At 30.4% G+C, this 11,621-nt stretch carries 15 protein-coding genes and 2 tRNA genes; 11 read left to right on the top strand and 6 right to left on the bottom strand.

Going from position 1 to position 11,621, the window contains the following annotated elements; genetic code table 11:
• Positions 1 to 15: 15 nt before the first annotated feature.
• Together DK508_RS07685 and DK508_RS07680 are read left to right on the top strand one after the other, a co-directional pair.
• Positions 16 to 498 carry a hypothetical protein gene (locus DK508_RS07685; RefSeq protein WP_109300160.1) on the top strand — a complete coding sequence of 161 codons (483 nt, stop codon included), beginning with the start codon at positions 16 to 18 and terminating at the stop codon, positions 496 to 498.
• A gap of 103 nt (positions 499 to 601) precedes the next feature.
• The gene (locus tag DK508_RS07680; RefSeq protein WP_109300159.1) at positions 602 to 1,534 is read left to right on the top strand and encodes a HEPN domain-containing protein; all 933 of its coding nucleotides are present in this window, start codon (positions 602 to 604) and stop codon (positions 1,532 to 1,534) included.
• 392 nt (positions 1,535 to 1,926) lie between these two features.
• Here DK508_RS07680 and DK508_RS07675 read toward each other — a convergent pair whose 3' ends face one another.
• Positions 1,927 to 2,115, bottom strand: coding sequence for a hypothetical protein (locus DK508_RS07675; protein ID WP_109300158.1), 189 nt, complete (start codon positions 2,113 to 2,115; stop codon positions 1,927 to 1,929).
• A 286-nt stretch (positions 2,116 to 2,401) separates the two neighbouring features.
• Between DK508_RS07675 and DK508_RS07670 the strand changes: the two genes are divergently transcribed.
• Positions 2,402 to 2,638: a hypothetical protein gene (locus DK508_RS07670; RefSeq protein ID WP_109300157.1), complete on the top strand. Its 237-nt coding sequence runs from the start codon at positions 2,402 to 2,404 to the stop codon at positions 2,636 to 2,638.
• Here the strand turns inward: DK508_RS07670 and DK508_RS07665 are convergent.
• From DK508_RS07665 to DK508_RS07655, 3 genes are read right to left on the bottom strand one after another with little or no spacing between them, the layout of a single operon-like run.
• Positions 2,630 to 3,898, bottom strand: a complete 1,269-nt coding sequence (locus DK508_RS07665; protein WP_109300156.1) for a hypothetical protein — start codon at positions 3,896 to 3,898, stop codon at positions 2,630 to 2,632. The two genes, DK508_RS07670 and DK508_RS07665, sit on opposite strands and share 9 nt — an antisense overlap.
• Positions 3,899 to 3,906: 8 nt before the next feature.
• The gene (locus DK508_RS07660; protein WP_109300155.1) at positions 3,907 to 4,128 is read right to left on the bottom strand and encodes a hypothetical protein; all 222 of its coding nucleotides are present in this window, start codon (positions 4,126 to 4,128) and stop codon (positions 3,907 to 3,909) included.
• Complete coding sequence (locus DK508_RS07655) at positions 4,121 to 4,993, bottom strand: hypothetical protein (protein ID WP_109300154.1); 873 nt, start codon at positions 4,991 to 4,993, stop codon at positions 4,121 to 4,123. Before DK508_RS07655 ends, DK508_RS07660 begins: the two co-directional genes overlap by 8 nt.
• Positions 4,994 to 5,233: 240 nt before the next feature.
• Here DK508_RS07655 and DK508_RS07650 point away from each other — a divergent pair, with 240 nt between their 5' ends.
• From DK508_RS07650 to DK508_RS07625, 7 genes are all read left to right on the top strand, one after another.
• Positions 5,234 to 5,995: a zinc ribbon domain-containing protein gene (locus DK508_RS07650; protein ID WP_109300153.1), complete on the top strand. Its 762-nt coding sequence runs from the start codon at positions 5,234 to 5,236 to the stop codon at positions 5,993 to 5,995.
• Between the two features lie 64 nt (positions 5,996 to 6,059).
• The gene (locus DK508_RS07645; RefSeq protein WP_160114598.1) at positions 6,060 to 6,401 is read left to right on the top strand and encodes an SOS response-associated peptidase family protein; all 342 of its coding nucleotides are present in this window, start codon (positions 6,060 to 6,062) and stop codon (positions 6,399 to 6,401) included.
• A gap of 51 nt (positions 6,402 to 6,452) precedes the next feature.
• A complete protein-coding gene (locus DK508_RS07640) occupies positions 6,453 to 7,547 on the top strand; it encodes an AbiH family protein (protein ID WP_109300151.1) in 1,095 nt (364 codons plus the stop codon).
• Between the two features lie 68 nt (positions 7,548 to 7,615).
• Positions 7,616 to 7,777 carry a hypothetical protein gene (locus DK508_RS21055; protein ID WP_160114597.1) on the top strand — a complete coding sequence of 54 codons (162 nt, stop codon included), beginning with the start codon at positions 7,616 to 7,618 and terminating at the stop codon, positions 7,775 to 7,777.
• 1 nt (position 7,778) lies between these two features.
• Entirely contained in the window at positions 7,779 to 8,837 is a 1,059-nt protein-coding gene (locus DK508_RS07635) for a hypothetical protein (protein ID WP_109300150.1), read from the top strand.
• A 220-nt stretch (positions 8,838 to 9,057) separates the two neighbouring features.
• On the top strand, positions 9,058 to 9,294 hold the full coding sequence (locus DK508_RS07630; RefSeq protein WP_109300149.1) for a hypothetical protein: 237 nt from the start codon (positions 9,058 to 9,060) through the stop codon (positions 9,292 to 9,294).
• A gap of 538 nt (positions 9,295 to 9,832) precedes the next feature.
• Complete coding sequence (locus tag DK508_RS07625) at positions 9,833 to 10,024, top strand: hypothetical protein (RefSeq protein WP_109300148.1); 192 nt, start codon at positions 9,833 to 9,835, stop codon at positions 10,022 to 10,024.
• Between the two features lie 143 nt (positions 10,025 to 10,167).
• Here the strand turns inward: DK508_RS07625 and DK508_RS07620 are convergent.
• Positions 10,168 to 10,252, bottom strand: a tRNA-Ser gene (locus DK508_RS07620).
• Positions 10,253 to 10,423: 171 nt separating this feature from the next.
• Here DK508_RS07620 and DK508_RS07615 point away from each other — a divergent pair.
• Positions 10,424 to 11,482, top strand: coding sequence for a M28 family metallopeptidase (locus DK508_RS07615; protein WP_109300576.1), 1,059 nt, complete (start codon positions 10,424 to 10,426; stop codon positions 11,480 to 11,482).
• Positions 11,483 to 11,537: 55 nt separating this feature from the next.
• On the opposite strand, the gene DK508_RS07610 is transcribed toward DK508_RS07615, so the two are convergent.
• Positions 11,538 to 11,614 (bottom strand) — tRNA-His (locus DK508_RS07610).
• Positions 11,615 to 11,621 lie beyond the last annotated feature (7 nt).

Below are 11,621 nucleotides of genomic sequence, written 5' to 3'. Positions count from 1 at the left end.
TTTTAAATAATTGTAATGGAAGAAAACCTTGAAAGCCAAACATTCAGAAACAGTGAAAGAGAATATATGGTATCTAATCTCGTAATACATCAAATCATTACATATTTTGTTGTTTTATTTCTATGCAGTGTAACTGTATTCTCATGCATTTGGATGCTTATGATAATTAAAGAAGAAGGATTCTTGTCTATAGGGGGCATACCGGTGATTATATTTTTTGCAGGATACTCTTCTTATGTTGGTATACAGGTGTTACGATTTAGAACCGCTCGGGTTGCATATCACCAAAATGGTTTTTCGGTAACTAAAAACGGAAATGTTTCTAAGTATTCATGGTCAGAAATAACAAAAACCAAATACTACGGAATAGCCCGGGTTTTAAGGTTGTTTGGCAATAATGGAAAAACTATTTACGCTATCCATGGTATAACGCGAGATAACAGAAAATTTATGAACAAGATAAGCGAAACTGTAGGGTATACTACAGATGTGTTTTAAATCTAATAGATACTACTTTTAGCCCAAAAAAAACGCACTCCAAATTCTATTTTTATTATGATATATAACCAAAAGACTATGCTAAGAACTATAAGTTTTCTTCATGTATAAAAATATTGCAATATTAAGAAATAGCACGCCAAGTCTAGAATTATTAAACCCATACCTAAAAAATGAGGGTTATGAATTTAAATCATATAACCCCGAAGAGTTCGAAAACATGTTTAGAGTGTTAATAGGTGGTTTTTCTATTGATACACCTAGAACAATGGGAATTAAATACACAACAGGCGCTTTTAGTCATGAGTTTTTTAATGTTTTAGAAAATTTAGGATTCCGAGAAGAATTGGATAGAAATAAAGGAGTGTTTACCGTTTGTCAAAGCATAGATACATTTAATAAGAATAAATTAATTGAAAAAATTAGAGAGCTTGCGTATGAGATTGTTAATCCTTTAATAAGCAAATTACATTTATTTAAACCAGGTGGATTATCTCCTTTTAAATTTTGTTCAATTAACGAACAAAATGAGTTAGCAGGAATAACTTTATTAGGACCTCTTCATAGAGGATTGCATAATGATTTTAGGATTGATGAAACCGAAACCAAAGATCTAGTAAAATTTCTTAAAAGGGTTAATCTGGATAATAACTTGTGTAAAATCGCATTAGAAAATTTGGAATTAACGTATCTCACAGATAGTTTCGAAACCACATTTACTTGTCTTATGACCGCATTAGAAAGCCTTTTAAATTTTGATAGATATCAAATTTCTCATACAGTCTCTAGGCATTTGGCTTTAATCATCTCTAAGAATGAAGACGAGTTTCAAGTCAACTATGCTAAAATTAAAAAGATATACAATACAAGAAGCTATATTGTACATGGTAATCGAGATAAAATATCTAAAAACTCTAATGTTCAATTAACCGAGTTAAATAGTTTTGTTCGCAAAGCGATAATTTATGTTTTAGAATCCGGGATTACAGATAAAAAAGAACTATTCAAAAAATTGAATGCGATGGGTTATAGATAGTTACTATTTGTATTAATAGAGTTTGTTCATTGTAAATCTCGATGTTCAGAAAAAATTATTAAACGAAAGGACTTGATATAGAAAATACTTGTATTGAAGAATATGATGCATCTTCAAAAAATTCGCCCGCTAGCGCTCGTCTGAGACGAGTGTCGGTATGAGTAAGTAAATATATAAGACAGCTATGAGTTTTGTAACTTATGGTTGTTTTTTTATAGTCTAGGCATTGGGTTGTGTGGCACACTAGTTGCAAACTAGCGGCGGCAGAGGTTAACCAGGACTTTTTTCGGGTCCAACTATAAAATTATAATCGGGCCATTTGATCCAAAAGTTTAATTAGATCTTAAATGGCCCACCAAAATAACAGTAATTAAAAGAACAATGCTCTTGATTTAAAGAGAGCTAATAGCATTAGGAGAATTAGTAATGCTTAATACTGCGCAAGGATCATAACCTACTTCACAAGAGAGGATATATAGATCTCCATTCTTACATTTATATTTACAGCTACCACCTCCATGAATAGTTTGTTGTTCAGTTTTACTAAGAGTTTTACCCAAATTTGAAATGTTTTTTAACATGATTGAATTTTTAAGATTAATAATAAATTAAAATTAAAAACAAAAAATAAGAATAGAACATAGAAAACCTAATTAGTAGTAGTAATGTATACATTAACACAAATTAATAGTAGTAGTGTATAATAATATCATCAAGATCAGGTCTTTAGATAAACATTAATTCACTTATTCTATTAAATCTAATAAGTTGTTTACCAAACAATTTTTCCTTTTTAAGTGGTTTACTATTTTCTTTTGAAAATTCCTTTACAACTTTTGTAAGCGTAAACACATTGAATACACTCATATGTCATTAGAAGATTTCCAAGAGTGCTTAGGGAATAGTAAGAAGATTGGTGCAGTAGGCCATTTATGCAGCTTTATACTATGGGTTAAGAATAAGGAGCGATATGAGTATCGTGATTCTTTAGGAGATTATGGACTAATACATTTACTTTTTCATTGTCTAGAAAACCCACATAATGCCGAGTTACATTCAGAATATATACATAAGCTATTTAAGGAAGATATTACTTTAATTTAAATTATATATATACATTGTTGGTGTTTTGGTTATTTTCCCATTAAATTCCGCTCTATAACCATATTCAAGTAATTCAGTATTATTTCCTAGTGAGTTTAACCATGAGTTATTTTTGTACACTTCTTCACAATGGATTTTTTGCTTAGTCATATGGGAATATTTATAATCTTTATCTAAAAATGCATTTTTGGAAAAAAGATTATGTATTATTAATTTTTCCTTTTTCTTATCATTTAAAACCAATTTCCCTGTTTTATGATGAGTTTGAAACCAAATATCACTAAGAATTAGCTTGCTTGCATCTTGAGTTACTCCTATTCTTAATTCATTAGATCTAATTTGGCTTTGTATTATTTGATTCTCTTTCTTTCTTGCCATAATGATTACTCTATGATGAGAGCGGATTTTTGAGTTCTCAATAGAAGAATTTTGTATTCTAATTGTTAAAGGCATGTCACCTTTCTCATATGCAATCGAGCTATGGATAATTCTTGATCCTTTTTTTAGATAAAGAGAAAATGATGTTTCCATATTAACCTCTACAAAAGTTGAGTTTTCAATCAGAACGTGGCTAAATTCCATATTATAAAAACCAACATTCTTTAAGTAGCAATTCTTAAATTTAAAATCAGAGAGTTTTAAGAATTTACGTGGTAGTCCTAATACCACGTTTTCTAGCCTCATATAAGTAAAGTTGCTTCTAGATAAGATCGAATTCAGATCTTGAGCAGACATTCCGCTATTAATTAAATAAGCGAAAAGATGACCCTTTTCATAACTATAAGATTCGGACAAAGTATCCCCGTCAAAGCTTTTGTACGGCTTCATGGATATCGTCACAGCTATTATTCTGCTTTTTAGTTTTTGAGAAATTATCGATTTATCATTGACTAATTCTTGATCAATTCGATTAAAAATTTCCGAGAGTTCAAATTGCAATGATGACCGACGTTGAGCTTCCACCAAATAATTTTGTTCTACTATTTTATTATTTTGCTCCCTTAATATTGTTGTCTGCCAAACTAAAACACCAAGTGATACCAGTGCAATAAATCCGCCGCTTGCAGCTATTACCGCTGGTGAGAAAAATAATCTCCAAATCATTGAGGCGAATACTGCTTTACGTCTAGGATCATTTTTTGGCCATTGTCTACGATTAATGAAATTTTTAATAATAATTAATGGACGATGTTCTTGTTCAAGAAGTCTTACTTCAAGGTCAGCTAGTTTATTACTAATTTCATTTTCAGAATCTTCCATATTGCATTTCAACTACTTCGATTAGTACCAAAATAATATCCCAATATTATACCTATTATTCCACTAAAAAGGGAAGAGAATTTTTCAATAAATGAATATGTTAAGTCATCTATGCCACTTGTTCCTTTTAACCCGGCAATATACGGGAGTATAAAAATGAAAGCTATCATTAATAAAAAGAATGACACTATAGTTATAGCAAGTATGTGTCTCATTTTGTTCTTATTCATAACACTGATTTATAGGATTCATAAAATTGTTTAGTCCATTACCCTGAATATTCGTATTCTTTATTCTACCTAACCTTTTTTCAAAAGACTCAAAATATTTAATTTGAAAATCGGCTTTTGAATTATTAAGAAGATGAACAGAGAATATTTCTAAAAAGTAAAAATCTCCAAAGAATGATTTTTTGGTTTTTTGCCCGAATCGATAATACCAAGTTTCGTTTTCATCAATATATTTTACTTTAATGTCGGAGAATTTGGCTCTAATTAAAGCTTCAAAAGGACAATTACTGTTTTTTAAGGTTACTCTAGATTCATCATTTGCATTTGTTCTACTTATATATTCAACCGGCATATCATAACCTCCACTAAAAAGATTAGTGAATTTTATGGCATCCTCATTCGAGGGATTTAAACCTGCTTGATTTAATAAGTAAGTCATTTCTGCAGGATTTAATTGAGAATAGTCCGGGGCATTGTCATAATTTTGTGTTTGCGCTTGTGTTTCATCATATATTTCATTTAGAAGGAGTTCATTTTTATATCCTTCACTTGGAACAAATGAAGCCTGATTAGAAGCTTCTATTCGCGAAAGAGCTTTACCTAATCGGATCAAATATTCATTTTTTTCAGATTCAGCTTTATTATATTTACCCCAAATTTGGTTTATTTCTTGGTCAAATAACTCTTGGGTTAACCGTCTTTCTTTTTCATATTCTTTCTCAGCATTTATTCTTGTTGTTTCGATAGCTTTATTTTTCTCATATGCTATCATTTCATCAACCTTCTTTCGGGAAACACAACTTTGAAAACTAGATATTATAAGAGAAATCGTAATTAAAAGAATTATGCTTTTATTGAAGTTCATGCAAATTTTTAGGTTAATTAGTTTATAAAATAACAAACCCCTCATCAAAAGAAATAAGTTTTTCTATTGAAAGGGGGTTACGTTTATCCACTAAAGGTAATACATTTTATGATTATGAATAGTTTTCTTACTGGCTTAATTTGAATTAACTGCCATTACTTTAGTGACATTACGGATTACCATAATGATTAAAAACGAATAACTCTTACATTGGATAATATTTACAATTAAATCCGAATAATGAGCCTACCTGGAATACCATCAACAAATAACACTTGGATTATATTCGTGGTCTTTGGATGTATATTAATTTATAATTTGGTGTACAAGGTTACCGATTACTTTTCGTTACAAAGAAATTTTTTAGAAAGTTCAGAATTAACTCTTTATGAAATCGAAAAGAAGAGTAAAGAACGTACTCTTATATTTAATAAAGTAGATTCAATTAAAAAATTGAACAGTAGTTTTCCTAATGATTCTTTATATCTAAATATTAAAATTAAATTACTAAAGGAAACTACTGATGAGTTAACAGAACACGAAGCTAAATTCGATTCTTTGATACAATCATATGAAGTAAGTGAAGTAAAATATAAAAACGAAAAAACTTTTCTTGTACATGATCTCTTAGGTTCAATCTTTCTTGGAATTGTAGGATTGGTATTAATAATTTTTGGTATAAATAAACTTCAAAAAAATCAAACTATTAGAGATGCGGTTTTGTATTCGGATTATTTAAAATTAAAAGTAAGAGATCCGTTTTGTCAAAGCTGCGGTATGGATTTACGATATGATAATAAATTCGATAATAATAGCAATTATTGTAGTTTTTGTTTTGATGGCAAGAAATTTAATCATGTTAATATTGAAATTCAAGAATTTAGAAACTTGATAGAAAAACAATTAATTATAAAAGGATTTACTGTCAAACAGCGAAAATCAAAATTAAAAGAAGTGAATAAGTTAGGTCGTTGGATACAGAAGTTTGATTGGGAATCTTAGTACTGAATATTTTGTATATTGATAGTGGAAACAAGGGAATACAAGTACGTAAATATGGAATTCAATGAAATACTGGATACAGAGGGGAAATATCCAATTAATAAATCCAAATAAGATAGCGGGGATTTATTTACTCACCCTCGATGGAGTAGTTAGTTTTACGATGTTTACGAAAGAAGCTAGCCCTTTTTTCTCAAAAATTCATAATAGTAAAAATAGAAATGGTCAATATCGACAACTAGTTTTACTGGATAAGGAATTTGAACGAGAATGGTTAAGAGATGATTTAAATGAAAATCATATAAACGAATTGTTTAAAGTAGAGTATAATGATGAAAGTTTGATAACTCACCCCGTAAGCAGAGATTTATTTTCTAGATCTATAGATAGTAATACCGGATATTAAAGTACCACAAAATAACCCTGAATTAAAAGTTTTGGGGGTATTCGTAATAATATGTACAAAACTAAAAACTTAATAGTATTGATTGGTAATGGGTTTGATTTAGCACATGGTCTAAAAACAAGTTACACGCATTTTGCTGATTATTATATCGATTCAATTGTCTCTCCAGAATTGGTTAACGCCCTTAGATATCGTCGTAGTGATTTGGAAATGTTTAATTCTCAACATTTGAGTTCTTTATTTGATAATTCAATGAGGCCTGATAACTCTGTAGCTTTTTTGAAAACTTATGTAAATAATGATAATTGGGATCACTTTAATAAATCAATTCATAATCATAAAATTTCCCTAAATGGCTTTTTAACTAATAAGCTTTTGGGAACTTTATATGGTTCCATTAATGATAATTGGTTCAATGTTGAGAAAGTTTACTTTAGAGAATTATTAAAAATACCGAAGAAATATTCTATAAATGAAGAGGCAAGGATTAGTGAAGATGCTTTAATACTTAACTCAGAATTAAACCATATAAAACAAGAATTAGGTAATTATTTGAATACACTTAAAATAAAACCTAAACAGGATATTAGAGCTTTTTTGGACACCAATGTAAGTAATAAGGCGGGGTTGAATAATGCTTATGTAGTAAACTTTAATTATACTCCTACTTTAAATAATTATGAATTATATAAGGATCAAAAATTAGAATTTAAGGTTAATCACATTCATGGAACGTTGAATAATGAGATTATTTTCGGATATGGAGATGATCAATCCGAAGAATATAAAATGTTACGAGATTTAGAAATTGACGAATTGCTTGATGGTTTTAAAACATATGATTATGCAAAAACTAATAATTATTTGAATATACAGAGTCACGCAATTGATTATTATCTCGAATATGATGTATTGGTACTGGGACACTCATTAGGGATGACAGACAAGACTTTGTTAGAAGAAATATTAAATTCTGAAAAATGCAAACGTATTCATATTCCGAAAAGAGGGGATTTACAAGATAATTTAGAAGATCAATATAGATCATTTATAAGTATCTATAAATCTGCTAGTCGAATTATTTCTAATGATAAAAGACTTAGAAATTTGGTTGTAAATTTTGATGATACAGTTGTATTCCCTTGATTTCCGAATTATGTCAAAAAAACGAAGGAACTTATCATTAATACTATCGACAATAAAAATATAGTTAAATGAAAAGCGGTGATCTAGTAAAACTCAAAGATGGAAATGCCCACATGAATGTTATTGGTGTCGATGAAAGCTATGTAATTTGTGAATGGCAGAATAAATTAAATGCGCCAATGAGAGGGAGTTTCCCTAGGCATATATTTGAATTAATTACAGATATTTAGAATGATTAAAAAAAAGATAACTACCGTTTCTGAGTTTGCAGAATATTTCGAATTAACTGAATATACAGGACCAACTCGTGGTAAAAATAAAAAGTATATAAAACTAGAATTGATTATTGAAAACGCAAATGTAGATGTGGTTTTCAATGTTGATGTTCTCTTTAAAATCTTAAAAATAAAAGATTATGATAAACCGGAAGATGTTGACCTGTTAGTAAGTTTGGATATTAAAAGCTCTAAAATGAAAGGGGTAGATTTAGAACTTAATCCTCATAGTGGTTACTTAATAAATTATGTTTTTATTCGCTCTTCGGAAATATACTTTATGGAAGTTAAGGGTTGGTTGAATCCTATAATCATAGAAAATTGTATTATTAAATATTTAAAAATTACTTTTTTTTCAGAATGGCGAGAATGTAGGATTAAGAAAGTAATGTGCGATGAATTTGTCGTTGAGAGATCTCATGATGAACCAAAGCTTCAAAAAATTTATCATATTAATAATTTGACTGTAAAAAGAAGAATAAAAATAGATCATCAATTATTAGATGAGTTTCGATTAAGGTATATTAATATTAGTAGTGCAACAAAAAGTGATCTTGTAGATATAAGAAAACTAAAGCTAAGGTTTAAGGAAGATGGCAATACCTTTGATGAGTTAAATGCGGCATCATGTGAGCAAAAAATAGTGTTTTCCGATTTAATGAGAAATACAAGATTGGGTGAATCAATTAGTGAAAAAGTTCTTTTGTCTTTAAATTTAAGTTCTAATGAATTTGGTATTAATTGGTTAAGAGCGGCAACATGGACCATTATGATAAATGTCTTGGGTTCATTTATCTTGTATTGCTCATTTTTTCCAGGACCATATGATTATTCATCTATTTCTCCTGATTATTTAAAAATAGTGTTTGGAAATTTTGCGCCAATTTATCGAATAGATTTTTTAGAAGATAATAATGCCAATATCTGGCATTACCTTTTACATTTTACTACAAAAATATTGATTTTCTACGGCATATATCAAACGGTACAGGCCTTTAGGAAGTATAGAAAATAGTTTGTTTTATCAGATCAAATAGGAAACCTTTTCCAAGATCCTTGATTACATTAATTTATAATACAATTTATGACTATGATTAAGTTTAACATATGCTAAAGAAGACATACTTTGGGATTGAAATTCATAAGTTAAAAGATTGTTAACCAATTAATAAGGTTAGATGCCTTTTGAGAACTTATTATACATTTAGAATATATTAACATTAAAACCTGTATGAATGAAAAAGTTAAATGAACTAAAGGGGAAATTTAGAAATCTAGATCGTGAAGAAAAAAGCACAATTCGAGGGGGAGGGGTTGTATGTGTATTAACGAATGGTACTACTGCTAGATATATGGGAGGAGGAGATCTATTGTCTATTACAATACAATGTGTAAACGATTATGGAGATCTTTGCGGTTATTGTTTTGAAAATATAGGTGGTGGAGGAAACGGAGAACCAACTCCAAACTAATCTATATACACTTTAAAGATATTAATGTCAAATGGTACAAGGATTTAGGAAATAGTTTGTTTTATCAGATCAAATTCGAAACTTTTTCCAAGATCCTTGACTACGAAAATATTTGAACTCATCATGCTCAAAGCTAGAGTATTTGTTAATTAAACCAATAAATATCTTTTTAAGGGGGAGTAGTTTTTCTTTTGTAAGTATTCCCCGCTAGCGCTCGTCTGAGACGAGTGTCGGTATGAGTAAGTAAATATATAAGACAGCTACAAATACCTACAAACACCTCCTGTTGGATCTTTTTAATGAAGTTTTGGGCCAAAAAGACGAAAAATTAGACCTTGAATACCCATAATTAAAGCAAAGAGACTCAAAATTAGACTCTGAACACTCAAAATTAGGCATGGAACACTCAAAATTAGACATGCAACACTCAAAATTAGGCTTTCAGTGTCTAAATTTGGGTCAACATGGCCCAATAGAAGGTCAATATGGCCCAACAGAAGGTGTTTTATAGATAACGTAAGATATAAAAGGTCTAAAATTGTTAGAAGGGGAGTATAAACGGGTGCAAGTAGGATTGTATACAGGTGTTGATTATATAAACAACAATCCGACATATCAATGGGATCATAATGGAGATGTATGGTTAGGTTTTGGGATAGGATTCAATGTATTTCAAACACCCATAGGTAATGAGTCTAGTGAAGCGGGAAACAATGAAGAAAAGCCCTAGCATGCGTATTATTACTAAGTATTCATAATTACCGCAGATGGGTTACTATGTAATACAATATTCAATTTAAAGTTATTATGCCTTTGTATGGAATGCTTAAGAACTAAAAAAGCCTTGAAAATCAAAGATTACAAGGCTTTTTGCGGAGAAAGAGGGATTCGAACCCCCGGAGGTGTGACCCTCAACAGTTTTCAAGACTGCCGCATTCGACCACTCTGCCATTTCTCCAGTGTTTAGTCTCATCAGGTATTCCCTGAATGCGGGTGCAAATATAAAACCTTTTTTAATTCTAAAAAGAATATTTTAAAATAATTTTAAAGGTTTTTTTGTGTCACCAAAAAATCTTACAAACATATGAGAGGAATTAAGTATCTTGTGCACTCTAAATTAAATAATTGCATGAAAAACACTCTTATCATTCTTGGATCTTTTATAATTTCTTGTTGCGGAACTTCTCAAAGTTCATCAACTAGTAAAACGACATTAGATCCAAAACCTAATGCTAATACTGAATCTACGGTAATAACATATGCCGAAAGTATCACAGCAAAAGAGCTAAAAGACTATTTGTACACTTTTGCGGGAGACGATTTTGAAGGGCGAGATACCGGAGAACCTGGTCAAAAGAAAGCAGCAGAATACCTAAAAAAGCAATACCAGCGTATGGGTATACCTTCACCGCTTGGAGGTGATGATTATTTTCAAGAAATACCTAAAAGCTATTTTAGAGGAGATATTCAAGCTTCAGAGAATGTATTAGCTTTTATAGAAGGCACAGAAAAACCTGAAGAAATAGTTGTGCTTTCTGCACATTATGATCATGTGGGTAAGGATAGTAGTGGTAATATTTACAATGGTGCTGATGATGATGGATCGGGAACAGTAAGCTTATTAGAAATAGCCGATGCCTTTATACAAGCCAAAAAAGATGGTAATGGCCCTAAACGATCTATACTTTTTTTACATGTTACAGGTGAGGAAAAAGGATTATACGGTTCTAGGTTTTATACAGAAAATCCTGTTTTCCCTTTAGAAAATACAGTAACCGATTTGAATATTGATATGATTGGTCGAATTGATGAAAAGCACGAAGACGAGGATAAAAACAATTATGTGTATCTAATAGGTAGTGATCGATTAAGTACCGAATTACATGAAATAAGCGAAGAGGCAAATACTAAGTATACCAAACTCGATTTGGACTATACATATAATGCCGAAAACGATCCTAATCGATTTTATTTTAGAAGTGATCATTATAATTTTGCTAAGCATAATGTACCTATTATATTTTATTTTAACGGAGTGCATGAGGACTATCATAAGCCAAGTGACACGCCAGATAAGATAGAATACGATTTAATGGCAAAACGTGCGCAATTGGTATTTTATACTGCTTGGGAAGTAGCAAATCGATCAGAAAGAATAGTGGTTGACGGAGCGAAAGAAAAGAAATAGAAATAGAAGATATTGTAAAATAAAAAAGCCCTTCTAAGAAGGGCTTTTTTCATTATGGGGTGGAAGACGGGATTCGAACCCGCGACCCTTGGTACCACAAACCAATGCTCTAACCAACTGAGCTACAACCACCATTTAA

The sequence above is a fragment of the Aquimarina sp. AU474 genome (genome assembly GCF_900312815.1).
Classification (GTDB): Bacteria; Bacteroidota; Bacteroidia; order Flavobacteriales; family Flavobacteriaceae; genus Aquimarina.
This window is presented reverse-complemented; position numbering and strand designations above follow the sequence as displayed.